Genomic DNA, 24,878 nt, shown 5'->3' with positions numbered 1-24,878 from the left:
ACTATCACCCCTTGGCAGGGCGACAGTCGAGATACAAGGGTGGATGACGCTCTTTTCATCCACCAGCGGTGTCCAGTCGAGCCTCGCATGGTGGACCGATGAAGCGTGGTCCACCCTACACAAGCCTGGTAGCAGAGCACCGGAGGCTCAATCGGCCAGAACGATCTGGTTCTTGCCGCCGCGCTTGGCCTGGTACATGGCCGCGTCGGCACGGGCGTAGAGGCTGTCGAGGTTGCCGTCGTCGCGCAGGTTGGCCAGTCCCTGGCTGACGGTGACGCCGAAACTCTTGCCGTCGACGGTGAAGCCCATCCGCTGCACTTCCCGCTGCAGGCGTTCGGCGATCTGCCATGCCAGCTCCGGCGGGCAGCCGGGCAGGACCGCGGCGAATTCCTCGCCGCCGATGCGGCCGAACAGGTCGCCCCGGCGCAGGGTGTTGGCGCCGCACTGGGCGATGCGCTGGAGTACCTGGTCGCCGGTCTGGTGGCCGTGGGTGTCGTTGATCTTCTTGAAGTCATCGACGTCCAGCAGGATGAACGCCAGCGGGCTGCCGAACTGCACCGAGTGCTCGAACTCGCGCTGGGCGCATTCGAAGAAGTGCCGGCGGTTGCTGCTCTTGGTCAGCACGTCGGTGGTCGCCAGGCGGTGCAACTCGCCTTCCAGCTGCTTCTTCTCGGTGATGTCTTCGGCAATACCGACCACGATGGTCGGCTGGCCTTCCCCGCCGCTCTGACTGACGAAGCATTTGTCGCTGATCCAGCGCAGCTGGCCGTCGGCGCGGATGATGCGGTATTCGCGCGCCTCGATGGCGCCCTTCTCCAGCACCTCGGCAAAACTCTGCGCGGCGTACTCCAGGTCATCCGGATAGATGCAGTTGCGCCATTCGTTGTAGTCCGCCAGCAGCAGGGCGGCGGAACGGCCGAACATCGTTTCGTAGGCGGGACTGACGTAGATGATCCGCTGGGCATCCCAGTCGAAGGCCCAGAGCACCGCATTCACGCTGCCTAAGAGGCTGCTGAAGATGACCTCGCGTTCGCGCAGCCGTTCGACCTCGCCCCGGCTGTGAAGCAGGGCAAGGGTGAGTTTTTCCAGTTCGCTGGGCGATTCGAGGGACGTTTCCATTCGGCCGCTACCTTCATAGGACCTGCCTTCGACAGATTAGGCAGGCAAAAGTGCGGACGGAGTATAAGCCGACGGTCAGGCGTGGCTGGCATGACGGAAGGACGAAAAACGGTTGAGCAAACGGTGCAGGACGAACACCGCAACCAGCGTGAGGAACACCGAAACGCACACCGAACTCAGGCGGTAGGCGATGGAGTACACCACGTCGTGCTGCGGAGTGAGGTACTGGCCGAAAACGATGGCCAGGGTGGTCAGCGCACCGAAGCCGATGCCCTGCGCCCCTTCCAACACATGCAGGCGCGCGCAGCAGAACGCGGCGGTCCAATACATCAGGGTCACCAGGGGCAGCACATCGTAGTGGCTGTAGAGGACCAGTTGCAGCACCAGCCCGATGGCGCAGCCCAGCAGGGTGCCGAGGGCACGGATGCGGCCGGCGAAGCGGATGCCGTTCCAGTGCATGGGGAACAGCACCAGGATCGACGCCACCTGCGCCGACAGCGAATCCTTCAGGTCGAAGCTCTGGAACAGCATGAAGGACAGGGTGGCGATGGTCGCCCCGAGCACCGCCTCATGGCGCTGGCTGGGCAGGTCTTTGGCCGGCATCTGCCGGAGCGGACGCGGCTCGGCATCGGGGAAGAGGAAGAACATCAGCCAGGCGATCAGGACCGTCAGGCCCGCTGCCACGAGGTTGCTGGTAACCAGGTCGTAGAGATGGGTTTCCGGGTAACTGGCGAAATGCAGCTGGATGGAGAGGAACACGCTGCCCAGGGCGCCGAACATGAACAGCGGCCCCTGGGCCATCAGGCGGAAGCGCCAGAAGAAGGCCAGGAAAGCCAGCGGCACGATCATCTGCGGGCGGTCGCCGAACAGGCCGTAGATCACCAGCACCTCGACGCTCACCACCACCGCCTGAAGCAGGAACTGCCGCACGACATGGGCATTGATCACCGGCGTGAGGCCGAGCAGCAACATGGGGTAGACGCAGAAGAACGAGCCGTTGTCCCAGCCCATCAATTTGCAGATGAACAGCCCGAGGGTGCCGCCACCGGCGAGACGCAGGCACTGCCTGAGATCGTTTTCCGTCAGCGCTGTCCTGCGGCTCATCAGTACACGTAATGCAGGATGCTGATGGCGGCGATCTGCACGCGGCCGAACAGGTCCGCCAGGTGCGAGTCACCTGGGTAGAGCTGCACCGTCGCCTTGGCGCCACTGGGCAGCGTGTAGGGCAGGGCTTCGGTGAGGCTGACGTGCAGGCGCTGGCGCTGGGCATCGCGTACCCAGCGGTCGGAGACGGCCGGCGCGGCGAGGTCGCCGTTGGCGTCGAGCTGGCCTTCCTTCACGCCGGCATCGATGGCGCTGACCCTGGCCGCGAAGATGTGGCCGGGCAGGGCGTCGAACACCACCGCGGCGCCGTCTTCCAGGCGCACGTAACGCAGGGCCTTCTCGCGGAAATCGGCACTGATGTCCGCTTCGTCCGCCACCAGTGCGGCCACCGGGTTGCCGGCATGCAGGAAGGCGCCCGGGGACAGCTGCAGATTGCTCAGGGTGCCGGCGCGCTCGGCGCGGACTTCGCTGTATTCCAGTTGCAGGCGCGCCTGCTCCAACGCGTTTCGCGCCTGGCGCAGGCGCAGGTTGTCGTCACCGGCATCGCCGCGCTGGGCCTTCAGCTCGCGAATGCGCGCCCCGGCGGCGCTCAGTTTGGCCTGGGCAGCCTGGCGCTGCGCTTCGGTCTGTTCGAAGAGCTGGCGCGACACGTGCTGGCTCTGCACCAGGCGCCCGAGGCGCGCGGCCTCGCGTTGCAGCTCGCTGGCCGCAGCCTGGGCAGCGGCCTGGTCGGCACGGGCGGCGGCGATAGCGGCGTCGAGCTGGCGGTTGTCCTGCCCGGCCTGCTCCAGCGCCAGCTCGGCGGAGCGCACGGCCAGGCGGAAGGGTTCGGGGTCGAGGCGGAACAGCACCTGGCCGGCCGCGACGTGCTGGTTGTTGCTGACGGCGACGTCCAGCACCTGGCCGTCCACGCGGGGGGCGATGCGCAGCACCGGGCGGGTCAGTTGCGCCTGGGGCGTGATGGGCATCCACAGGTCCGCCGCGAGAAAGTAGGCGAACAGCAGGACGAACAGGACGATGGCCGCCTGGACCCGCCGGGCGAATCTTTGATCCGGAGTCATGCGTACCTCGAAGGGACCCGCAGCAGGTGCGGGTGGGGAAGACGGGAACGGCAAGAGCTCAGCCATTGCCGCCCTTGGGCACAAAGTATATTTACCGTGGAATCAGGGATAATCTCCCACTTGCGAGAAGCAGCCTTACACAAGGGGTAACAATGGACACGCTCCACAGCATGCGGGTTTTCGTGCGGGTGATAGACACCGGCAGCTTCACCGCCGCCGCCCAGGCCATGGACCTGTCCACCGCGCAGGTTTCGCGGCTGGTATCGGAGCTGGAGCAACAGCTTCAGGCCCGCCTGCTGCATCGCACCACCCGCCGCCTGGCGCTGACCGAAGTGGGCGAGCGCTACCTCCAGCGCTGCCGGCAGATCCTCGGTGAAGTCGACGAGGCCGCCGCCGAGGCGCGCGGCGCCCATCTCAAGCCCCACGGCCGCCTGCGCGTGCACACCATGACCGGCCTCGGCCTGCAGCACCTCACGCCCCTGGTGGCGCGCTACTCCGAGCTCTATCCGGAAGTGGTGGTGGAACTGACCCTCTCGCAGCGCACCCCCGACCTGCTGGAAGACGGCCACGACGTCATCATCACCTTCGCCCGCGAACTGCCCGATTCGCAGATGGTCGCCCAGGTACTGGGGCCGATGTTCAGCGTGCTTTGCGCAGCCCCCGCCTACCTGAAGAAACACGGCGTCCCCGTCAGCCCGGTGGACCTGCAACATCACCGCTACCTGCGACTGCTGGACCCACTCTATGAGGACAGCTGGGTATTCAACGGCGAGCAGGGCGAATTCAACGTGCTCCCGGCCGAGAGCTTCCAGGTCAATGTGGCCGAGTCCCTGGCCAAGGCCGCGCAGGCCGGCATGGGCATCTGCCTGCTGCCCTCCTTCGTCGCCTGCCCCCCCGTGCGCGAAGGCAAGCTGCTGCGGCTGCTGCCGGAATACCGCCTGCGCGAGCGCAACATCTACGCCATCTACCCGTCACGGCGCTTCCTCGACGCCAAGATCAAGACCTGGGTGGAGTTCCTCAAAACTGAACTGCCTCCGCTGCTGACTCAGGACGAAGCGCTGCTGGAAGACCCGAAGCGCTGGGCGATCAACGCGAAACTGTTGCGAAAAGAGAAATAGTTCTTCACTGAAACCGCTATTTTTCCCCTTTCCTGACCTCCCTAAGATGGCGCCATGTTTCGCAAGAAACCATCCGAGAGGTTCAAGATATGCAACGCAATGCACTTTTTACTGCCGTTTTCGCCGTATTTTCCCTGTTTTTCGCGCAACTGACCCTGGCTGAAGAGTCCAACACCTTTGTTGCACGCAATGCAGCTCTGGCCGAGCAGCGTGCCGATGCCGCCCAGCAAGAAGCGATCGCCAAGCAAGGCGCTGAGCAACAGCAGCAGTCCGAGGCTCACCAGGACAGTTGATCCCTGCCCCCCCTGTTCTCCACCTCCTGACGTTGATGCGTGACAGCTCCTATATCGACGTCCTGTTCAGGCCGCTCATGATGAGCGGCCTTTTTTTGCCTGGAGGAAATGGCGGGGCGGTTCGAGGGGCAGCTGCGCTGCCCTTGGCGATTGAAATCGCCCCTACAGAAAGCGCGAGCCCGTCCTGCAGCACCGAAGCAATTCGGAACTCCGCCTTGTGGGGGCGAATTCATTCGCTAACCGGACCGCAGGTTTCGCCTGCAATGCCCATCGCGATTGAAATCGCCCCCACCGGGAAAGCGAGCCCTTCCTGCAGCACCGCGGCAGTTCGGAGCCCCGCCTTGTAGGGGCGAATTCATTCGCCAACCGAACCATCGGTTCGGCCTGCGATGTCCCTTGCGATTGAAATCGCCCCCACAGAAAAAGCCCCTCGCCGGCCCCAGAAAGCAAAAAGGCCGGCATTTCTGCCGGCCTTTTTGTGGGCACTTCCGTTGTCAGGCCGCTGTGGCCGGACGCAGGGAGTAGGTCTTCAACTGTTCGGCGAAGTCGCGCAGGGACTGGATGCCGCTGGCTTCGGCGTCGTGTATCCACTGCTTCATCGCTTCGAGCATGTCGTGGCCGTTGGCGCTGGTCTTGACCCAGATCTGCTGCAGCGCCAGGCGCTTCTCGTAGATCACCTTGAGGGCCTGGCTCTGCTCCAGCATGGCGGCGATGCGCGCCTGGTGGGTTTCGTCGAGCAGGCTGGTCTCGCGGGACAGCAGGCGCTTGGCGCGGCGGAACAGGTGGCGCACCGACTCGTCGGCCTTGGCCAGTTCCTGCTTCACCAGCGGGGCGATCACCAACTTGCGGTACTGGGCCATGATCTGGAAGCGGTTGTTGAGGATGGCCATGGCAGTGTCCATGTCCAGGCTGCCCTTGCCTTCGACGCGGTGGGCGATGGGCGCCACGCGCTGCACCTTGGCCATGCCGAGGACGCTGAACAGCTTGATCCAGGCCCAGCCCATGTCGAACTCCCACTTCTTCACCGACAGCTTGGCGGAGTTCGGATAGGTGTGGTGGTTGTTGTGCAGCTCTTCGCCGCCAATCAGGATGCCCCAGGGCACCAGGTTGGTCGCAGCGTCGCGGCATTCGAAGTTGCGATAGCCGATGGCATGGCCCAGGCCATTGATGACGCCTGCGGCCCAGACCGGGATCCACATCATCTGCACGGCCCAGATGGTAATGCCGCCGGCACCGAACAGCGCCAGGTCGATCAGTGCCATCAGGGTCACGCCGCCAATCGGGTAGCGGCCGTAGACATTGCGCTCCATCCAGTCATCCGGGCAGTTCTTGCCATAGATGCGCAGGGTTTCTTCATTCTTCGCTTCTTCCGCGTACAGCTCCGCGCCCTTGCGCAGGACGGTGCCCAGGCCCTTAACCACTGGACTGTGGGGGTCGTCGGCGGTTTCGCACTTGGCGTGGTGCTTGCGGTGGATGGCGGTCCACTCGCGGGTGTTCATGGCGGTGGTCAGCCACAGCCAGAAACGGAAGAAATGCTTGAGCGCCGGATGCAGCTCCAGCGAGCGGTGCGCCGAGTAGCGGTGCAGATAGACGGTGACGCCGACGATGGTGATATGGGTTATCACCAGGGTGACCGCCACCAGTTGCCACAGCGACAGGTCGAGAAAACCGTTGTACCACATGGATGGTGTTGCCTCGGGTGAAGTGAATCGGGGCTTTGTTGCGAGAATCTGGCTGGAATTATCACAAAGCGCCGGTAGAAAACCAGCCTCTCTTTTAGATAGAAGCCCCCCGATCGTCGGTTGCTCCTATAATGCGCGACTTCTCGTGTGACCCCTGCCAGGAAGGCCGCGCCCATGCGTTCAAAGTTCAGCGCCCTGCGACTGGTGCTGCCCTACTTCATCATCGCCAGTCTCTGGGTGCTGTTCAGCGACCGGGCGCTCCATGCCCTGGTGGGTGACCGCGTTCTGCTGGACGAGCTGCAGACCGCCAAGGGCCTGCTCTTCGTGCTGGTCACCAGCCTCCTGCTGTTCGCCCTGGCCTGCTGGTATCTGCGCCGCCTCAAGGACTATCTGGATGCCCGCCGCGCCCACGAAAGCAGCCTGCGCCAGGCCGCCGCCGTATTCGACAGCACCCAGGAGGGTGTGCTGGTCACCGATGCCGACAATCACATCGTCCACGTCAACCGCGCCTTCTCCCGCATCACCGGCTTCGAGGAGGCGCAGGTCCTGGGCGAAAACCCGCGCATTTTCAGTTCCGGCCGCCACGCACCGGCCTTCTACAAGGCCATGTGGAACGCACTGAATAACCGCCGCGAATGGAGCGGCGAGGTGTGGAACCGGCGCAGGAACGGCGAGATCTATCCGCTCTGGCAGAACCTCCGCGCCATCCACGACGAAGACGGCCAGCTGACCCACTATGTGGCGGTGTTCTCCGACGTCAGCGCGATCAAGCGCTCGCAGCATGAACTGGATTTCCTCGCCCACCACGATCCGCTCACCAACCTGCCCAACCGACTGCTCTTCACCGAACGCGTCGAGCAGGTGCTGGAACGTGCTCGCCGTGAGAAGCAGAACGGCGCGTTGCTGCTGCTGGACCTCGATCACTTCAAGCACATCAATGAAAGTTTCGGCCACTCCCATGGCGACCTGCTGCTGAAGATGGCCGGCGTGCGCCTGCAGGGGTTGATGGAAGGCGGCATGACCCTGGCGCGCCTGGGCGGTGACGAATTCGGCGTGCTCTGGGACAACTGCCCCCAGGCCGAACAGGCCGCGGCCCTGGCAGAGCGCATTCGCACCGAGCTGGCGACCCCGTTCCGCCTGGGCGGCCATGACCTGTTCATCAGCGCCAGCCTCGGCATCAGCCAGTTCCCGGACGCCGATGCCAATGTCGAGCAGGTGATGCGCAACGCCGACTCGGCCCTGTTCAAGGCCAAGAGTTCGGGACGCGATGCCTATGCCTTCTACAGCCAGGAACTGACCGAACAGGCGCGCCAGCGTGTCGAACTGGTCAGCGCCCTGCGCCAGGCCCTGGAGCTGGGTCAGTTGCGAGTCCACTACCAGCCCATCCAGCGCCTGGCCGATGACCAGCTGGTCGGCTTCGAGGCGCTGGTGCGCTGGGCGCATCCGGAGCGCGGGCTGGTACCGCCTGGAGAGTTCCTGCCGATCGCCGAACAGAGCGGGTTGATCGCCAGCATCGACGCCTGGGTGCTGGAACAGGCCTGTCGCCAGATGCGCTGCTGGCTGGAACAGGGGCACGCCTTGTCGTTCGTGGCGGTGAACCTGTCCTGCCGGTTGTTCCACCGCACCGAGCTGGATAGCGAAGTGGCGCGGGTGCTGGCCACCACGGGCCTGGCGCCGGAACACCTGGAGCTGGAAATCACCGAAAGCGCGGTGATGGAAGACCCGGATGCCGCCGAGTCCCTCCTGGTTCGTCTGCGCGAACTGGGCGTGCGCCTGGCCATCGACGACTTCGGCACGGGCTACTCCTCGCTGCAGCGCCTCAAGCGGCTGCCGGTGCAGAAACTGAAGCTCGACCAGAGCTTCGTGCGCGGCCTGCCGGACGACAAGAACGATATCGCCATCGCCCGCGCCGTGACCGCCCTGGGCCACAGCCTGGGCATCAGCGTGCTGGCCGAAGGTATCGAGGTGGACGCCCAGGCCAGCTTCCTCCGCGAGCTGGGCTGCGACTATGGACAGGGCTACCTGTTCAGCCGCCCCTTGCCGGTGGAAGCGCTCCAGAGGCTCTGGCCAGCTGCCTGAAGGCGGCAGCTTCGGCCTTGCCAACCATAGGCCGCACCGGCCCGCCGGCAGCTATGCGAGTCGCAAGTCAATTCGGTTATATAAAAATTCTTAAATAGTATTTTTAAGAATATTCCTCGCTTGCTTAAGATTCGCTCCACGCCACGCGGAATACCCTTCCTGACCCACGCCGCGGGCCCCATTTCTAGGAGCACGACCATGAGCGCAACCCTTCGTAGCGTGGAAGGCCAGGACGAGGCCAGCATCCTGCGTGAAATCCAGAGTGCCCTGCACGGCCTGCGTTTCGGCTCGGTGGAGATCACCGTGCACAACGGCCAGGTGGTGCAGATCGAACGCAAGGAAAAATTCCGCCTGCAGCAACCCAACCAGCGCGGTAACTGATTCAAAGGACACCGTTCGAGCCTCACCAGGCTTGAAGCCCGACCGGACTGCCGGAGGGCGTTTCGACGAACACCACTAAACAGCCCTAGCCAACACCTAAAAAAAATTCCAGTTCCAGGAGCTTTGAAAATGTCGATTCGCCGTTTCGCCCTCGCCGCCCTCGCCAGCGCCCTGATCGCCGGCCCGGCTGCCGCAGCCACCGAACTGCTCAACGTGTCCTACGACCCGACCCGTGAGCTCTACCAGGAATACAACGCTGCCTTCGCCAAGCACTGGAAGGCCGAAGGTGGCGACGACCTGAAAATCCAGCAATCCCACGGTGGCTCCGGCAAGCAGGCCCGCGCCGTGATCGACGGCCTGAAGGCCGACGTGGTGACCCTGGCCCTGGCCGGCGATATCGACGAGCTGCAGAAGCTCGGCAAGCTGATCCCGGAAAACTGGCAGGCCCGCCTGCCGCAGAACAGCACCCCCTACACCTCGACCATCGTGTTCCTGGTGCGCAAGGGCAATCCCAAGGGCATCAAGGACTGGGGCGACCTGACCAAGCAAGGCGTTGAAGTCATCACCCCGAACCCGAAGACCTCCGGCGGTGCGCGCTGGAACTTCCTGGCCGCCTGGGCCTGGGCCAAGAAGCAATACGGTAGCGACGCCAAGGCACAGGAATACGTGAAGGAGCTGTACAAGCACGTACCGGTGCTGGATACCGGCGCCCGTGGCTCGACCATCACTTTCGTCAACAACCAGATCGGCGACGTGCTGCTGGCCTGGGAAAACGAAGCCTTCCTGGCTCTGAAAGAGCAAGGCGGCGAGAACTTCGAGATCATCGCGCCGAGCCTGTCGATCCTGGCCGAGCCGCCGGTATCGGTGGTCGACAAGAACGTCGACAAGAAGGGCACCCGCAAGGTCGCCGAAGCCTACCTGCAGTACCTGTACAGCGAGGAAGGCCAGCGCATCGCGGCGAAGAACTTCTACCGCCCGCGTAATGAGAAAGTCGCGGCCGAGTTCGCCAAGCAATTCCCGAAACTGGACCTCGTGACCGTGGACAAGGACTTCAACGGCTGGAAGGAAGCCCAACCCAAGTTCTTCAACGACGGCGGCATCTTCGACCAGATCTACCAGGCGCAGTAACGATCGAAAGCGCTCCAGGGAGGGAGCAAAACCAGGCCTGATCCACGGATCGGGCCTGTTTGCTGGAAGCGGCTCGACGGGGCCGGCTCCGGAAAACCAAGCGTTCCAACGCAGAGTAAGGACAGAACATGTCACGACGCATCTCCCCGGTCATACCCGGCTTCGGGCTGACCCTGGGATACACCCTGGTGTATCTCAGCCTGCTGGTCCTGATTCCCCTGGGTGCCCTGTTCCTCAAGACCACCGAGCTGACCTGGGTCCAGTTCTGGACCATCATCAGCGCCCCCCGCGTGATCGCCGCCCTCAAGCTCAGTTTCGGCACTGCCCTGGCCGCCGCCGTGATCAACGGCATCATCGGCACGCTGCTGGCCTGGGTCCTGGTGCGTTACGACTTCTTCGGCCGCAAGGTCATCGACGCCATGGTCGACCTGCCCTTCGCGCTGCCCACCGCGGTCGCCGGTATCGCCCTCACCGCCCTCTATGCGCCCGCCGGCCTGGTGGGCCAGTTCGCCACCGACCTCGGCTTCAAGATCGCCTACACCCCGCTCGGCATCACCCTGGCGCTGACCTTCGTCACCCTGCCCTTCGTGGTACGGACGGTGCAGCCGGTGCTGGCCGACATTCCCCGTGAGGTGGAGGAAGCCGCCGCTTGCCTCGGTGCCAAGCCGTTGCAGATTTTCCGCCATGTACTGCTGCCGGCCCTGCTGCCCGCCTGGCTGACCGGTTTCGCCCTGGCCTTCGCCCGTGGCGTGGGTGAGTACGGCTCGGTGATCTTCATTGCCGGCAACATGCCGATGAAGACCGAAATCCTGCCGCTGCTGATCATGGTCAAGCTGGACCAGTACGACTACACGGGCGCCACCGCCATCGGCGTGCTGATGCTGGTTGTCGCCTTCGTCCTGCTGCTACTGATCAACCTGCTGCAACGCCGCATCGAGACCCCGTGAGGAGAGCGCCATGAGTTCCGCAAGCCTGACCGCCGCGTCCTCCGCCAACGCCGCCCGCCGTGGCAGCGCACTGGGTCGACGCATCCTGATCGTTTCTGCCTGGCTGGCCTTCGCCCTGTTCCTCCTGCTGCCGCTTTTGGTGGTACTGAGCGAGGCATTGAAGGACGGCCTGGGTACCTTCTTTACCGCCATCTTCGAGCCGGACGCCCTCTCCGCGCTGAAGCTGACCCTGATCGCCGTGTTCATCTCGGTGCCGCTCAACCTGGTGTTCGGCGTCGCCGCCGCCTGGTGCGTGAGCAAGTACGAGTTCCGCGGCAAGAGCCTGCTGGTCACCATGATCGACCTGCCGTTCTCGGTCTCGCCGGTCATCGCCGGCCTGATCTACGTGCTGCTGTTCGGCGCCCAGGGTTACTTCGGTGAGTGGCTGCAGGACCGCGACATCCAGATCATCTTCGCCGTGCCCGGCATCGTCCTGGCCACCATCTTCGTGACCTTCCCCTTCGTTGCCCGCGAACTGATCCCGCTGATGCAGGAACAGGGCACCCAGGAGGAAGAAGCCGCACGCCTGCTCGGCGCCAACGGCTGGCAGATGTTCTGGCACGTGACCCTGCCGAACATCAAATGGGGCCTGATCTACGGCGTCGTGCTTTGCACCGCACGGGCGATGGGCGAGTTCGGCGCGGTATCGGTTGTGTCCGGCCACATCCGTGGCGTCACCAACACCCTGCCGCTGCACGTCGAGATTCTCTACAACGAGTACAACCACGTCGCCGCCTTCAGCGTCGCCAGCCTGTTGCTGTTGCTCGCCCTGTGCATCCTTCTGCTCAAGCAGTGGAGCGAGTCGCGCCTGTCCCGTCTCAAGTCGAATGCTGATGAGGAGTAACCACCGTGAGCATTGAAATCCGCAACGTCAGCAAGAACTTCAACGCCTTCAAGGCACTCAACGAGATCAGCCTGGATATCCACAGCGGCGAACTGGTGGCGCTGCTCGGCCCGTCCGGCTGCGGCAAGACCACCCTGCTGCGGATCATCGCCGGCCTGGAAACGCCGGACGTGGGCAGCATCGTGTTCCACGGCGAGGACGTTTCCCAACACGACGTGCGCGATCGCAATGTCGGCTTCGTGTTCCAGCACTACGCGCTGTTCCGCCACATGACCGTGTTCGACAACGTCGCCTTCGGCCTGCGCATGAAGCCCAAGCGCGAGCGCCCGAGCGAGTCGGCAATCAAGGCGAAGGTCCACGAGCTGCTGAACATGGTGCAGCTGGACTGGCTCTCCGACCGCTACCCGGAGCAGCTCTCCGGCGGTCAGCGCCAGCGCATCGCCCTGGCTCGCGCCCTGGCGGTGGAACCGAAGATCCTGCTGCTCGACGAGCCCTTCGGCGCCCTCGACGCCAAGGTGCGCAAGGAGTTGCGCCGTTGGCTGGCGCGCCTGCACGAAGAGATCAACCTGACCTCCGTGTTCGTCACCCACGACCAGGAAGAAGCCATGGAAGTGGCCGACCGTATCGTGGTGATGAACAAGGGCGTGATCGAGCAGATCGGTGCGCCGGGTGAGGTCTACGAGAACCCGGCCAGCGACTTCGTCTACCACTTCCTCGGCGACTCCAACCGCCTGCACCTTGGCGACGACCAGCACCTGCTGTTCCGTCCCCATGAAGTCTCGCTGTCGCGCTCCGAAGTGGCCGAGCACCGCGCCGCCGAAGTCCGCGACATCCGTCCGCTGGGCGCCATCACCCGGGTGACCCTGAAGGTGGACGGCCAGGACGAGCTGATCGAGGCCGAAGTGGTGAAGGACCACGACAGCCTGATCGGCCTGGTGCGTGGCGAGACGCTGTTCTTCAAGCCCAAGGCGTGGCAGAAGGCGGCGGGGTTCTGAGCCCGAGCCGAGCCACCCTCTCCCCCGTCCCCTCTCCCTAAAGCGGAGAGGGGTGACTCGCGCCTGACAGATACGAGATCGCCGGAAACTCACTGCTTGATCTGGAACGCATGATCGAACGCTGCAAGGACCGGCTCCCCTCGCCCTTCCGGGAGAGGGGCTGGGGGAGAGGGCAGCCTCGTGCACCAGCCCCCTTGCATTCCATACTTCGCCCCACCCCGAATCATCCCCCTCCCGCGATACGGATACTGGCCACGTATCCATCGGCGCTATCCTGCGCCCCGACACAAGGAGTGAAACCGTGGCCGATTCCCTGATTGCCTACCTGCCGCTGATAGCCGCCACCTTCCTGCTCGCCGGCACGGTGAAGGGCGTTGTCGGCCTGGGCCTGCCGACCATTTCCGTCGGGCTGCTCGGCTTGGTGATGCCGCCCATGCAGGCCGCCGCCCTGCTGATCGTGCCGTCCATGGTCACCAATATCTGGCAGCTCGCCGCCGGCAGCAGTCCGCTGGCCATGCTGCGTCGCCTGTGGCCGATGCTCGCCGGCATCTTCGTCGGCACCTGGGCCATGGCCTGGGTGGTGAATGCCGCCGACCTGCCCGGCGCGACCTCGATCCTCGGTATCGCCCTGGTGGTCTACGCGGTGCTCGGGCTGGCATCGGTGCGCTTCGCCGTGGCGCCGGCCAACGAAGGCTGGCTGGGCCCGGTGATCGGTGCGGTGACCGGCGCCCTGACAGCCCTGACCGGGGTCTTCGTGATCCCCGCCGTGCCTTACCTGCAGGCCATCGGCCTGGAGAAGGATGAACTGGTGCAGGCCCTCGGGCTGTCCTTCAGCGCCTCCACCATTGCCCTGGCCGTGAGCCTCGGTCACAGCGGCGAGCTGCTGCAACCGGCGGTGCTGGGCGCCTCCTTGCTGGCCCTGGTGCCGGCCTTGCTGGGCATGGCCGGCGGTCAGTGGCTGCGCAAGCGCATCAGTGCCGAACGCTTCCGCCGCTGGTTCTTCATCGGCCTGCTGCTGCTCGGCAGCGACCTGGCCCTGCGCGGCCTGTTCTGAGGCATGGGCGCCGGCCACGCGGGCCGGCGCCGATTTCCCATCACGCAGCCACACCCTGGCAGCGCCGCAGGCCAAAGAACTCCAGTTCGGCGAGTACAGCTACGGCCACCGCCTGGCCGATCACGAAAACTTTGCCCAGCAGGGTCGGCTCTACCCAGCCCACAGCCAGTAGCGAGAGACTGTCGATCACCCACACGGCGTTGATCGCCAGTACCGCCCAGATCCAGCCACGGCGCGCCGTCGCCCGATTGGCCAACCAGCCGAGCGCCAGGGCGAAGGGCAGCAACCCGATGCCCGCACCCAGCAACAACGAACGGGGCAAGCCCAGCAGCTCTTCCAGCGGGCCGGCGGCCAGCGCCAGCAACAGGCCCATGGCGCCACTGGCGAGAGCATCGGCTTGCAGGGCACGGCGCAGCAGCGGGGACATATCGAGATGAGTCATGGTGGTTCTCCTGTCGATGGGGCGCCGGGGTGGCGCTTGGCGACAGATTTCCGCGAAACCCGCAGCGGGTCGATTACCTGCCAGGTAATGGCCGGGATTCCCTCCCTGGACTATCGTCGGTGCCATGAATACATCTGCCCACCCGGTCGGCGCACTGTTGCGCCAATGGCGTCAGCGACGCCGCCTGAGCCAGCTCGACCTCGCCTGCGACGCGGAGATTTCCACGCGTCACCTGAGCTTCGTCGAGACCGGTCGCGCCCATCCCAGTCGCGAGATGCTGCTGCACTTGGCCGAGCAACTGGAGATTCCCCTGCGTGAGCGCAATCGCCTGCTGACCGCCGCCGGCTATGCGCCGCTGTTTTCCCAGCGTGCGCTCGACGACCCAGCGCTGGCCGGCGCACGCACGGCGGTCGAGCAGTTGCTCAAGGCCCACGAACCGAACCCGGCACTGGCGGTGGACCGGCACTGGAACCTGCTGGCGGCCAATGGCGCCGTCGCGCCCCTGCTCTTGGGAGTGGCACCGGAACTTCTGGCACCACCACTCAATGTGCTGCGGGTGTCGCTGCACCCACAGGGTCTGGCGCCCCACATCGTCAACCTCGGCCAGTGGCGGGCGCATCTGCTGGAGCGCCTGCATCGGGATATCGAAGTCAGCGGCGATGCGGAGTTGCAGGCCCTGTTCGATGAACTCAGCGGCTACCCCGCTCCACCTCCACCGGAAGGCCTGCCCAGTGAAGCGGTGCTCGTGCCGTTGCTGTTGCGCACAGCGGTCGGGGTCATCAGTTTTATCAGCACCATCACAGTGTTCGGCACCCCGGTCGACGTCACCCTGGCCGAACTGGGGCTGGAAACCCTGTTTCCCGCCGACCCAGCCAGCGCCGAGCTGCTGCGTAAACTGCACGGCGGAATCTGAAAATATCGATTCACCCACAACAAATCATTCTTTCGGGTAGTAGCGTGAAGCCCACGGCGCAGTAGGCTGTGCCGGCACCCATATCGACTCCTCAGAACAACAAGAACAGGAGCACTCGCCATGATCCGCAAGGTTCTGCTGTACCCGCTGCTCGGCCTTCTGCTGGGCGTCGCCATGCCCCTCCTCGCCGCCGAGCTTCCGCCTCTTGAGCTGGTACAGGTTCACGCCAGCCGCGCCACGGCCAGCCTGCTGCTGTATCGCGGGGAAGGCTTCCAGGACATTCACGCCGAACGAATGCGCAGCGACCTCAAGGTTCTGGACGCCAACTACCAGCGCATCTCCACGCCGAGCGAGGACCTGCGCAAGGCTCATGACGCCTTTGTTACCCAGCTCGACCAGGGCGTTTCCTACGGCCACAAGGAGGAAGACGTGCCGTGGCGCTATCCCCAGGAGCTGGCCAAGGCCCTGCGCGACTTCCTCATCGCCGCCCGTGCCCAGGCCGGCACCGACGAGGCCGAGGCGCTGCCCGCCAAGGTGGAGTACCTCAACGTCCAGTACCTGAGCCGGGCCTACATCGGCACCTTCGAGATATCCCGCGAAAACGGCGAGACCTACATCGGCCAGGACGAACGACGTCTGCTGCCCGCCATCGATGAAGAGCTGGCACCGCTGGACGAAAAAGCCGACCCGGCGCTAGCCAAGCTGAAGACGCGCTGGGGTTTCCTGCGGACTGCACTGAACGACCTGAACAGCGGGAACAACACGATGGTCAGTGCCTCCGGCCGGCCCTACGCGCCGATGATGGTGGACCGCCAGGCGCGGTCGATGAGTGGGCAGTTGCTGGCGTTGGGCAACCTCTCCCCGGCTCCCTGACTTGCGGCACGACCCTGTAGGGGCGAATTCATTCGCCAAGCAGGCCGAAGGTCTGCCGCTGTGTGGGAGCGACTTCAGTCGCGAAGATTGGTGGAGGGCAAGTTATAGGGAACACCGGGCGGCGGACAGTACCCTCACCCCAGCCCCGCCCTGCGCCCCAGCCTGATCGCTTCGCGCTCAGGCGTTCATCGGCAACGGAAGCAGTGCTTCCGAAAGCATGCCTCTTCACCCCAGAGGGAGAGGGAGCAGTCCGTGCTGGATGGGCAGTGAGTGCCATGCGCGAGTCCCCCCTCTCCCTCTGGGAGAGGGGCCGGGGGTGAGGGGAGTCGGAGATCCCTCGATGCATCACACCGCGGCCTTCTTCTCCCGAATACAGGTCGGGCCCGCACGCTTTTCCACGGCATGCTCGACGTCCTTGCGCAGCCCCAGCAGGAAGCCCAGTTCGGCGACCACGAACAGCGGCCCGATGATCAGCCCGGTCAGGTCGTCGACGAAGGCCGGCTTGCGGCCTTCGTAGTAGTGGCCGACGAACTGGATGATCCAGCCCACGACGAACAGCCCCAGGCCGGCGCCGAGCCAGGTGGCGGTACCCTGGACGGCGAGGGCCGCGCCGATCCACAGGCTCACTGCCAGCAGCACGGCCATCACCAGGCCGTAACGCAGGTCGAGGCGGAAGTAGTAGAGCGCCGAAACCAGGCTGACCAGCGCCGCCGGCGACAGCCAGAGGCCAAAGGCTTCGGTCCCCGGACGGGACAGTAGGATAGCGACGGCGACCACGATCAGCGGAATGCCGACGAAATGGGTCGCGATATTGCGGCTGTCACGGTGGTACTCGGCGTACTGGCCAAGTTGATCGATGAGGGTTTTCATTGTTGTGTCCTCAGGTTTGCAGGCAATTGCGCCGATAATGGCGTCATGCCCCAGACAACCTCTGTCAGCTAGCCGACAAAGACCATGACCGAATTCAAGCACTACCTCGATCGCCTGCGCACCGGTCAATGGTTCAGCCAGTTGCCCGCCGGCCTGCAGGAAGAATTGCTGGCCATGGCGCAGTTGCGTCGCCTGGAACCCGGCCAGCGTCTGTTCCGTCGCGGTGATCCGCCTTGCGGGCTCTATGCGGTGCTGGAAGGCGCGATCCGGGTCGGCAGTATCAGCGAGAACGGCAAGGAAGCGCTGCTGGTACTGGTGGAATCGCCCCACTGGTTCGGCGAGATTTCCCTCTTCGATGGCCAGCCGCGCACCCACGATGCCTTCGCCGAAGGCCAGGTGACCTTGCTCAACCTGCCCCAGACGTCGCTGTTGGCCCTGCTCAAGCGCGAACCCCGCTACTGGCGCGACATCGCCCTGCTGATGAGCCAGAAACTACGCCTGGCCTTCATCGCCCTGGAGGAAATGAGCCTGCTGCCAGCGCCCCAGCGACTGGCCAGGCGGTTACTGATGATCGCCGAGGGCTATGGCGGGCTCTCGGGTCAGCGGCGGGTCATCCAGCTGGCCCAGGAGCAATTGGCAATGATGCTGGCGATCTCCCGCCAGACCACCAACCAGATCCTCAAGGAACTGGAGGCACAGGGTGCGTTGCGCCTGAATTACGGGGAGATCGAGATTCTCGATCCGGACCTGCTCAAGCGCGCAGCACAGGGCAAGCCGTAGGGCGAATCAGGCTCTATTGGCGCCCACGCAGTGGTGGATGGAGAAGCGTCATCCACCCTACGAGACCTAACACTCTGGTTGTTGGGTTTCGCTGCGCTCTACCCAACCTACGAATCGGGAAAGTAGGTTGGGTAGAGGTACGAAACCCAACGATCGGCGGCGCGCACGCACGACTGCGGGATCAGCGCGGCAGGCCATCCCGGTACTGGCTCGGGCTCTGCCCGGTCCAGCGCTTGAAGGCGCGGCTGAAGCTGCTGGTGTCGGCGAAACCGAGCAGGTAGGCGATCTCGCTGATGGAGCAGCGTGGGTCGCGCATATGCACCAGCGTCAGCGCCTGGCGCGTATCGCCGAGAAGCTGCTCGTAGTTACAGCCCTCATCCGCCAGGTGCCGCTGCAGGCTGCGCAGGCTGAGGTGCAGGGATTGGGCGATGCGCTCGGCGGAAGGCTCGCCATTGGGCAACTGCGCCTCCAGGCAGGCCCGTACCTTGCGTGACCAGGTGGGCTGCTGAAGCTGCTCCAGGGTGCGCTTGAGCACCGCCTCGTTGTGCTCGGCCAGTTCCGCATTGGCGTCCTCCAACGGCCGCTCGAAATCCTCGGCGGCGAATTCCAGCAGGTTTTCCTCGGCACCGAAGACCAGCGGCGCGCGGAACACCTGGTGCCAGGGCTGCGGGTCCGCCGGCTCTTGCCGCCGCAGGTGCACGGCCAGCGGCGCATAGTTGCGGCCGATGCGGTTGCGGCAGGTACGCACGTAGATCGCGGCGAAGGCATCCACCGCTTCCGGCGCCGGCTCGATGCCGTCGTCACGCACCCGCAGGCGGAAAAGGTACCGCTTGCCGTCACGGCTGAGCTCCAGCTCCAGCGCGTCGCTGACCACCTGGTGATAACGCACGACGCGCTCGAACACTTCCCGCAGGCTGGCGCTGGCCACCAGCGCGTAGCCCAGGGCGTGGAAGGTGGTGGGGCTGACGAAGGTGGAAATCTTCAGGCCGAGCGCCGGGTCGCCACTGGCCTCGACTGCCAGTTGCCAGAGTCGGGTGGTGGCAGACAGGGGATAGCGTGCGTTGGGGTCGTCCATCAGCGCCGGGTCGAGCTGCGCCTGCCGGCACAGGTTGGCGCTGTCGAGGCCGAGCGCGTCCAGCTGCTTGCGCAGGGCTCGGGTCCAGCTGGCGAGGGTGGTGGGTTCGCTCATGCAGGTTGGCGTTTCCGGTCAACAGGTTGGCGTGCTCGGTCGGGCGCGACGGCAGCCCGGAACGGCACAGTAGAACCATCTCCAATAAGAGGATGGAAGCATGTCCGCCAAGCCCGCAAGCCCCCGCTCGCTGAATGACCAACAGCGATCAGCCCATATTCGTGAAGTGGTGATGGCCCGCGGCAATGAGCTGCGCCAGCGCTACCCCGTGCTGAACCACCAGGACGCCATCGGCGCCGGCATTCTCGCCTTCGCCCTGGCTGGCATGCTGGGCTCCGCCCTGCTCTACCTGAACGACCAGATCGCCTGGTGGGCCTGCCTGCTGCTCAACGCCTTCTTCGCCTCGCTGACCCACGAGCTGGAGCACGACCTGATCCACAGCATGTACTTCCGCAAGCGCAAGGTGCCGCACAACCTGATGATGGCGCTGGTCTGGATGGCGCGGCCGAGCACCATCAACCCCTGGGTCCGCCGCCACCTGCACCTCAACCACCACAAGGTTTCGGGCACGGAGACCGACCTGGAGGAACGCGCCATCACCAACGGCGAACCCTGGGGCCTGGCGCGCCTGCTGATGGTGGGCGACAACGTGATGTCCTCGCTGATCCGCATGGGCCGGGCCAAGACCTGGGCGCAGAAACGCAGCATCCTCTGGCGCACCCTGAAGGTCTACGCACCGCTGGCGCTGCTGAACTGGGGCACCTGGTACGTGTTCGTCGGCTTCCACGCCCTCGACACCCTGGCCTGGGCCTTGAATGCGCCCATCGCCTGGTCGGCGGGCACCCTGGACGCGATGAACATCGTCAACATCGCGGTGGTGGTGCTGGTGGGCCCTAACGTGCTGCGCACCTTCTGCCTGCACTTCGTCAGTTCCAACATGCACTACTACGGCGATGTCGAACTGGGCAACGTGATCCAGCAGACGCAGGTGCTCAATCCCTGGTGGATGTGGCCGCTCCAGGCGTTCTGCTTCAACTTCGGCAGCACCCACGCCATCCACCATTTCGTGGTCAAGGAACCCTTCTACATCCGTCAGCTGACGGCGCCGGTGGCGCACCGGGTCATGCGCGAGATGGGCGTGCGCTTCAATGACTTCGGCACCTTCGCCCGCGCCAACCGCTGGAACCCGAAGGGGCAGGTAGCCGAACAACCGGCCCAACCCACCCTTGGATAGGGCCCGGGCGACGCACTGCCGCCCCTATGATCGCGACACCGCGCGCCCCTGGGCGCGCGCCTTCCCCGAGCACAGCTGCAAGCATGAGGTAGCGGCATGAAAACCTGGATTTGTGTGGTCTGCGGCCTGATCTACGACGAAGCCAAGGGCTGGCCCGACGAGGGCATCCCGGCCGGCACCCCCTGGAACGACGTGCCGGATGATTGGATTTGCCCGGATTGTGGCGTCGGCAAGAATGACTTCGATATGCAGGAAATCTGAGAACGACGCGATTCGAGGCTCTCTCGTAGGATGGGTAGAGCGGAGCGAAACCCATCGCACGATTGATGGGTTTCGCAAGCTCAACCCATCCTACAAGGGGTCAGAATCTCAGGCTCACCCGCGCCGTCACCCCGTTGTCCCGCGCGTCCTCGGCGTAGGTGCCGTTGTAGAACAGCCCGGCGTAGGCCTGTTCGGTGAGCTGGTAATCCAACCCCGCATCCAGCCTGAAAGCATCGCGGGTCAAGGCCACGGCGGCGCCGCTCTCATCTTCCAGTCGGCTATCGCTGTAGGCATGGCGCCAGCCGGAGCTGATGCGTGCCGTCAGGCGCCGTTCCGAAGCCAGCTCGATACGCGTGGTGCCGCGCAGGCCGAAGGTGCTGTAGCCGATCTCGTCGCGCTGGCTGTCGTGGGTGCCCAGCGAATCGCTGTCCAGCCGCACATAGGCCAGTTCGCTGAATCCCTCGGCGCTGAAGTCGCGGAAATCCAGGGAATAGCTGAGCTCGCCGAACACCTGGCCGCTGTCCCCGTCGGCCCCGCGCCGGTCGCCGTCATGGCCGCTCCAGGCCGCACCCAGCTTGACGCCGATCTGGTTGTAGATCTTGGTACCGGCATAGGCGCCCAGATGCAGGCTGTGGATATCCGCGTCCTCGCCCGCCACTTCCACCGAACTCGCCGAGTAGCCTCCCATCCCGCCCACCAGCCAGCTGCCCAGCTTGCGCTCGCTGCCCAGCAGCCCGCCGCCGATGTCCCGCTCGCGGCGGGGCGCGCGGTGGTCAGCATCAGTCGAACCGTGGCTGCCGAAGGCCCGCGCCCAAGCCGGCGACTGACCTTCGTCCAGCGGCGGTTCGCGGAAGGAAAAGCGAATCTGCTGGATGCGCTCAGAGGCGGCGTCCCGGAGGAAATGGCTGTCTTCCAGCAAGTAGGCGCGGCTGGATGCGGCCAGGGAGTCGCCGAGGGCCGGTGCGCTCAGCAGCAGGACGAACAAGCCGGCAGTGACATTGCACGGCGATGGATGCAGGCCCATGCAGGGCACCTCCAGACGGGGCATGTGGATAACTCTAGTTCGATGCTGAGCAATTCAATTTCCCGAATCCTTTCGATCAGGACCCGGCGAATGTCTGGCTGAGGGAGCAGATTCTCAGCGTCTGCGCGGAGCAGTCACTGCTCTAGCAGGTCATCCACCACCCGGCCGAGGAAATCCCGACTGGCGTTCAGCACTTCGGCCTGGACCTCTTCGCGGGCGAGCATGCGCGCCACCACCAATGCGCCGACGCACTGGGAAATCATCGCCCAGGCCAGCTCGCCGTCTTCGAGAATCTCCGCCCAGGCGCGCTGCAACTCCAGCATCCAGTGCTCGGCCTCCTCGCGCACAGGAAGTTCGGCGCGGGCGATTTCAGCCCCCAGCGCAGGGATGGCGCAGCCCGTGTCGGGGTTCTGCAGATGGGCCATGCTCAAGTAACGGTCGAGGCAGCGCTCCAGCTTGTCGCGGCAGAAGCCTTCGCCGCGGGCGACATGGCCGATCAGGCTTTGTGAAAGCTCGCGCTGGACGATGGCGGTGAAGAGATCATTCTTCGATGGGAAGTGGCTGTAGAAGGCGCCGCCGGTGAGACCAATGGCTTTCATCAGGCCGTCGACGCCGGTGGTGGAGAACCCGCCGCGCTTGGCAATGGCGCCACTGCTTTCCAGCAGCTTCTGCCGGGTTTCTTCCTTGTGATTGGCTGAGTAACGCACGACGACCTCCGGTGGACTGGCTTGACGCGTTGGCGAGCATAGCATAACGTCCGTTCAGCTAACGATCGTTCAGTAAAGGTGGACAGCATGGCTAGCGAGACCGAAAACAAGAAAGTCGTACTGGTAATTGGTGCCGGCGACGCCACCGGCGGCGCCATCGCCCGACGCTTTGCCCGCGAGGGATACGTCGCCTGCGTGACCCGACGCAGCGCCGACAAGCTGCAGCCGCTGGTGGATGCCATTCGCGCCGAAGGTGGCGAGGCCCACGGCTTCGCCTCCGATGCGCGCAAGGAAGAAGATGTTGCGCAGTTGGTGGAAAGCATCGAGCGCGACATTGGCCCCATCGAAGCCTTCGTCTTCAACATCGGCGCCAATGTGCCCTGTAGCATCCTTGAAGAGACGGCGCGCAAGTACTTCAAGATCTGGGAGATGGCCTGCTTCTCCGGCTTCCTCACCAGCCAGGCGGTCGCCCGTCGCATGGTTACCCGCGAGCGCGGCACCATCCTCTTCACCGGCGCCACTGCCGGCCTGCGCGGCGCCGCCGGGTTCGCCGCCTTCGCCGGCGCCAAGCACGGCATTCGCGCCCTGGCCCAGAGCATGGCGCGCGAGCTGGGACCACGGGGCATTCACGTTGCCCACGTGGTGGTGGACGGTGCCATCGACACCGAATTCATCCGCGACAACTTCCCCGAGCGTTACGCGCTGAAGGATCAGGACGGCATCCTCAACCCCGACCATATCGCCGAGAACTACTGGTACCTGCACAGCCAGCCACGGGATGCCTGGACGTTCGAGCTGGATTTGCGCCCCTGGATGGAGCGTTGGTGATAGTGGCCCGACCGGCTGCGCTCGGTCGCAAAATTTCTGAGAAGGAAGAACAAAAGAATGACCAAAACCGTCGAATTCTTCTTCGACCTCGGCAGCCCAGCCAGCTACCTGGCCTGGACCCAGTTGCCGGGGATCTGCGCCAGGACTGGCGCCACGCTGCGTTACCGCCCGATGCTGCTGGGTGGTGTATTCCAAGCCACCGGCAATGCGTCGCCTGCCGCCGTTCCGGCCAAGGCCCGCCACACCATGATCGATATGCAGCGCTTCGCCCGTCGCTATGGCGTGCCGATGCACTTCAACCCCTTCTTCCCCATCAACACGCTGACGCTGATGCGCGCCGCCATCGGCGTGCAGATGCGCCAGCCGGAGCGCTTCACGGCGTATCTGGATGCCATGTTCCGCGCGCTCTGGCAGGACAAGCGCAATCTCGGCGACCCCGCCGTGCTGGCTGCCGTCCTGCAGGAAGCCGGATTCGATCCCCAGGCACTGCTGGCTCTGGTGGCTGATCAGGAAGTGAAGGACGCGCTCAAGGCCGCTACCGAGGAAGCAGTGAAACGCGGCGTGTTCGGCGCGCCCACCTGCTTCGTCGGTGAAGAGATGTACTTCGGTCAAGACCGGCTGGATTTCGTCGAGGAAGCACTGGCCTGAGCTGACACCCCGAGATTCGGCAGCGACGCCAGCAGCGCGGCGTCGAGGCCGAGCATCCGCGCGGCCTTGTGCTTGGCGAGCGGCGCCGCGTCTTCGCCTTCCGGAAGTTCGGCGGCCAGCTTGGCGATGTGCACGATGAGCGCGTCCTTGGAATAGACACCCCCACCTAGCTGGTACGCGGCGGCAATCAGTTGGCGCAGTTCCAGCGGCAGGCGCCAGCGCGTGCGAAGGGCCGAACCGAATGGCGCGGCGTGGATGCGCAGCGCCTCCTCCACCTGCTCGGCGGTCAACGCTTCGCCACCCAGGTCAAGCCAGCTCTGGATGCTGCGCAGTACCGCCAGATCACCCAGCAGGTGCAGCAGGCCAGCGGCGTAGCAACGCTCACCATCCCCTTCCAGGCATTGGGCCAGCCAACGTGCCAGCTCGGCGGTGCGTTGGCATTGCTGCCAGATGCGTTCGCCATGGGGCAGCAGCAGCGGGTCCGTCAGATCGACGCTGCGTTGCAACGCCAGCCCCAGTGCGAGGTTGAGGCTGTGTTGCGACCCCAGTCGACCCAGGGCTTGCTCCAGGGTCTGGCAGCTATTGCCGAGGTGCTGGCCCGCGCTGTTCGCGGCGGCGATCAACTGCCCGGTAAGCTGCGGGTCCTGAAAAAACAGTGGCTGCAGCTCGGCCAGATCGCGTTTATGAGCCTGCATGGCGTGGTCCAGCGCCTCATGCACGACTTTCAGCAACGGCGCACCGGATGAGGTTTCCCTCGCCTCGGCCAGATATTCCTCCAGGCGCTGCATGGGCAGGCTGGACGGCAGCGGGCAGGCAACCTCCTCACCTGGTTCCAGCAGCAGGTTGCGCAGACGCTGCAACAGATCCTCGGCATTGAAGGGCTTGGCCAGGTAGGCGGTCGGGGCCAACGGCAAGGCGGCGCGAACGCTGGCGGCGTCCACCCGATCAGTGATCAGGAAGAAGGGGACGGGCGGATGGCGTCGCTGCCGCCGGACCTCACGCAGCAGCTCCAGGCCACCGATACCCGGCAGGCCATAGTCGACGATCAGCAGGTCAGGCCAGCTCGCACGGCAATGCTCGAGCACACTCTGGCTGTCCTGCAGCACCTCGAGATGTGCATCGCAACGGGCCTTGCGCACCAGCTCGACGAGCAGCTCGGCACTCCAGCGGTCTGGGTCGGCAATCAGCACCTTGGGTGCCCGTAGTGAATCAGCCATGCATGGCCTCGGTTATCCAGTTCCGCTGCAACTCCCGGAGAAAATCCTGTACGGCTCGTACAACTGTTACGGGCACTTCAGCAGACTAGACAATGCCGGTGCCCGCGC

At 64.8% G+C, this 24,878-nt stretch carries 26 protein-coding genes; 16 read left to right on the top strand and 10 right to left on the bottom strand.

Annotation, left to right across the window (positions count from 1 at the left end):
* Window positions 1–147: 147 nt before the first annotated feature.
* The 3 genes from MnOB_RS12550 to MnOB_RS12540 form a co-directional block, all read right to left on the bottom strand.
* Complete coding sequence (locus MnOB_RS12550) at window positions 148–1,119, bottom strand: GGDEF domain-containing protein (protein WP_077524559.1); 972 nt, start codon at window positions 1,117–1,119, stop codon at window positions 148–150.
* Window positions 1,120–1,194: 75 nt separating this feature from the next.
* Window positions 1,195–2,223, bottom strand: a complete 1,029-nt coding sequence (locus tag MnOB_RS12545) for a DUF2955 domain-containing protein (RefSeq protein WP_077524558.1) — start codon at window positions 2,221–2,223, stop codon at window positions 1,195–1,197.
* Window positions 2,223–3,284: an HlyD family secretion protein gene (locus MnOB_RS12540; protein ID WP_077524557.1), complete on the bottom strand. Its 1,062-nt coding sequence runs from the start codon at window positions 3,282–3,284 to the stop codon at window positions 2,223–2,225. Before MnOB_RS12540 ends, MnOB_RS12545 begins: the two co-directional genes overlap by 1 nt.
* A 152-nt stretch (window positions 3,285–3,436) precedes the next feature.
* Here MnOB_RS12540 and MnOB_RS12535 point away from each other — a divergent pair, with 152 nt between their 5' ends.
* Both MnOB_RS12535 and MnOB_RS12530 read left to right on the top strand, forming a co-directional pair.
* Window positions 3,437–4,402: a LysR family transcriptional regulator gene (locus MnOB_RS12535; protein ID WP_077524556.1), complete on the top strand. Its 966-nt coding sequence runs from the start codon at window positions 3,437–3,439 to the stop codon at window positions 4,400–4,402.
* Between the two features lie 89 nt (window positions 4,403–4,491).
* Complete coding sequence (locus MnOB_RS12530; protein ID WP_077524555.1) at window positions 4,492–4,695, top strand: hypothetical protein; 204 nt, start codon at window positions 4,492–4,494, stop codon at window positions 4,693–4,695.
* A 494-nt stretch (window positions 4,696–5,189) separates the two neighbouring features.
* Here MnOB_RS12530 and desA read toward each other — a convergent pair whose 3' ends face one another.
* The gene (gene desA / locus MnOB_RS12525) at window positions 5,190–6,377 is read right to left on the bottom strand and encodes a delta-9 fatty acid desaturase DesA (RefSeq protein WP_077524554.1); all 1,188 of its coding nucleotides are present in this window, start codon (window positions 6,375–6,377) and stop codon (window positions 5,190–5,192) included.
* Window positions 6,378–6,551: 174 nt separating this feature from the next.
* On the opposite strand from desA, the gene dibA reads away from it, so the two are divergent.
* The 7 genes from dibA to MnOB_RS12490 all read left to right on the top strand — a co-directional run bounded on the left by dibA (window position 6,552) and on the right by MnOB_RS12490 (window position 13,844).
* A complete protein-coding gene (gene dibA / locus MnOB_RS12520; RefSeq protein ID WP_077524553.1) occupies window positions 6,552–8,456 on the top strand; it encodes a phosphodiesterase DibA in 1,905 nt (634 codons plus the stop codon).
* Window positions 8,457–8,654: 198 nt separating this feature from the next.
* Complete coding sequence (gene oscA / locus MnOB_RS12515) at window positions 8,655–8,837, top strand: sulfur starvation response protein OscA (RefSeq protein WP_077524552.1); 183 nt, start codon at window positions 8,655–8,657, stop codon at window positions 8,835–8,837.
* Window positions 8,838–8,966: 129 nt separating this feature from the next.
* Window positions 8,967–9,965: a sulfate ABC transporter substrate-binding protein gene (locus MnOB_RS12510; RefSeq protein ID WP_077524551.1), complete on the top strand. Its 999-nt coding sequence runs from the start codon at window positions 8,967–8,969 to the stop codon at window positions 9,963–9,965.
* 128 nt (window positions 9,966–10,093) lie between these two features.
* A complete protein-coding gene (gene cysT, locus MnOB_RS12505) occupies window positions 10,094–10,912 on the top strand; it encodes a sulfate ABC transporter permease subunit CysT (protein WP_077524550.1) in 819 nt (272 codons plus the stop codon).
* Window positions 10,913–10,922: 10 nt separating this feature from the next.
* The gene (cysW, locus tag MnOB_RS12500; RefSeq protein WP_077524549.1) at window positions 10,923–11,795 is read left to right on the top strand and encodes a sulfate ABC transporter permease subunit CysW; all 873 of its coding nucleotides are present in this window, start codon (window positions 10,923–10,925) and stop codon (window positions 11,793–11,795) included.
* 5 nt (window positions 11,796–11,800) lie between these two features.
* Window positions 11,801–12,790 (top strand): sulfate/molybdate ABC transporter ATP-binding protein, encoded by a 990-nt coding sequence (locus MnOB_RS12495; RefSeq protein ID WP_077524548.1) that lies wholly within the window; start codon window positions 11,801–11,803, stop codon window positions 12,788–12,790.
* Window positions 12,791–13,091: 301 nt separating this feature from the next.
* Window positions 13,092–13,844 (top strand): sulfite exporter TauE/SafE family protein, encoded by a 753-nt coding sequence (locus tag MnOB_RS12490; protein WP_077524547.1) that lies wholly within the window; start codon window positions 13,092–13,094, stop codon window positions 13,842–13,844.
* Window positions 13,845–13,884: 40 nt separating this feature from the next.
* On the opposite strand, the gene MnOB_RS12485 is transcribed toward MnOB_RS12490, so the two are convergent.
* The gene (locus MnOB_RS12485) at window positions 13,885–14,286 is read right to left on the bottom strand and encodes a hypothetical protein (RefSeq protein ID WP_077524546.1); all 402 of its coding nucleotides are present in this window, start codon (window positions 14,284–14,286) and stop codon (window positions 13,885–13,887) included.
* Between the two features lie 124 nt (window positions 14,287–14,410).
* Between MnOB_RS12485 and MnOB_RS12480 the strand changes: the two genes are divergently transcribed.
* Together MnOB_RS12480 and MnOB_RS12475 are read left to right on the top strand one after the other, a co-directional pair.
* Window positions 14,411–15,199: an MmyB family transcriptional regulator gene (locus MnOB_RS12480; protein ID WP_077524545.1), complete on the top strand. Its 789-nt coding sequence runs from the start codon at window positions 14,411–14,413 to the stop codon at window positions 15,197–15,199.
* Window positions 15,200–15,319: 120 nt separating this feature from the next.
* Complete coding sequence (locus MnOB_RS12475; RefSeq protein ID WP_077524544.1) at window positions 15,320–16,072, top strand: hypothetical protein; 753 nt, start codon at window positions 15,320–15,322, stop codon at window positions 16,070–16,072.
* Between the two features lie 345 nt (window positions 16,073–16,417).
* On the opposite strand, the gene MnOB_RS12470 is transcribed toward MnOB_RS12475, so the two are convergent.
* Window positions 16,418–16,942 carry an Mpo1 family 2-hydroxy fatty acid dioxygenase gene (locus tag MnOB_RS12470; protein ID WP_077524543.1) on the bottom strand — a complete coding sequence of 175 codons (525 nt, stop codon included), beginning with the start codon at window positions 16,940–16,942 and terminating at the stop codon, window positions 16,418–16,420.
* Window positions 16,943–17,026: 84 nt separating this feature from the next.
* Between MnOB_RS12470 and MnOB_RS12465 the strand changes: the two genes are divergently transcribed.
* Window positions 17,027–17,722 carry a Crp/Fnr family transcriptional regulator gene (locus MnOB_RS12465; protein WP_077524542.1) on the top strand — a complete coding sequence of 232 codons (696 nt, stop codon included), beginning with the start codon at window positions 17,027–17,029 and terminating at the stop codon, window positions 17,720–17,722.
* Between the two features lie 181 nt (window positions 17,723–17,903).
* On the opposite strand, the gene MnOB_RS12460 is transcribed toward MnOB_RS12465, so the two are convergent.
* Window positions 17,904–18,911 (bottom strand): AraC family transcriptional regulator, encoded by a 1,008-nt coding sequence (locus MnOB_RS12460; protein WP_077524541.1) that lies wholly within the window; start codon window positions 18,909–18,911, stop codon window positions 17,904–17,906.
* Window positions 18,912–19,011: 100 nt separating this feature from the next.
* On the opposite strand from MnOB_RS12460, the gene MnOB_RS12455 reads away from it, so the two are divergent.
* Window positions 19,012–20,085 carry a fatty acid desaturase gene (locus MnOB_RS12455; protein ID WP_077524540.1) on the top strand — a complete coding sequence of 358 codons (1,074 nt, stop codon included), beginning with the start codon at window positions 19,012–19,014 and terminating at the stop codon, window positions 20,083–20,085.
* A gap of 96 nt (window positions 20,086–20,181) precedes the next feature.
* Window positions 20,182–20,346, top strand: coding sequence for a rubredoxin (locus tag MnOB_RS12450; protein ID WP_077524539.1), 165 nt, complete (start codon window positions 20,182–20,184; stop codon window positions 20,344–20,346).
* Window positions 20,347–20,446: 100 nt separating this feature from the next.
* On the opposite strand, the gene MnOB_RS12445 is transcribed toward MnOB_RS12450, so the two are convergent.
* A complete protein-coding gene (locus tag MnOB_RS12445) occupies window positions 20,447–21,394 on the bottom strand; it encodes an autotransporter outer membrane beta-barrel domain-containing protein (RefSeq protein WP_234358246.1) in 948 nt (315 codons plus the stop codon).
* A gap of 110 nt (window positions 21,395–21,504) precedes the next feature.
* Entirely contained in the window at window positions 21,505–22,077 is a 573-nt protein-coding gene (locus tag MnOB_RS12440; RefSeq protein ID WP_077524537.1) for a TetR/AcrR family transcriptional regulator, read from the bottom strand.
* An 87-nt stretch (window positions 22,078–22,164) separates the two neighbouring features.
* Between MnOB_RS12440 and MnOB_RS12435 the strand changes: the two genes are divergently transcribed.
* Window positions 22,165–22,905, top strand: a complete 741-nt coding sequence (locus tag MnOB_RS12435; RefSeq protein ID WP_077524536.1) for an SDR family oxidoreductase — start codon at window positions 22,165–22,167, stop codon at window positions 22,903–22,905.
* Window positions 22,906–22,962: 57 nt separating this feature from the next.
* Window positions 22,963–23,553, top strand: coding sequence for a 2-hydroxychromene-2-carboxylate isomerase (locus tag MnOB_RS12430; RefSeq protein ID WP_077524535.1), 591 nt, complete (start codon window positions 22,963–22,965; stop codon window positions 23,551–23,553).
* Here MnOB_RS12430 and MnOB_RS12425 read toward each other — a convergent pair.
* Window positions 23,514–24,770, bottom strand: a complete 1,257-nt coding sequence (locus MnOB_RS12425) for an HDOD domain-containing protein (RefSeq protein WP_077524534.1) — start codon at window positions 24,768–24,770, stop codon at window positions 23,514–23,516. The genes MnOB_RS12430 and MnOB_RS12425 overlap by 40 nt on opposite strands.
* Window positions 24,771–24,878 lie beyond the last annotated feature (108 nt).

It is taken from the genome of Metapseudomonas resinovorans, from assembly GCF_002003485.1.
GTDB classification, from domain to species: Bacteria; Pseudomonadota; Gammaproteobacteria; order Pseudomonadales; family Pseudomonadaceae; genus Metapseudomonas; species Metapseudomonas resinovorans_D.
Note: the sequence above shows the minus strand (reverse complement) of the source record. Positions and strands in the feature narration are given on the sequence as shown.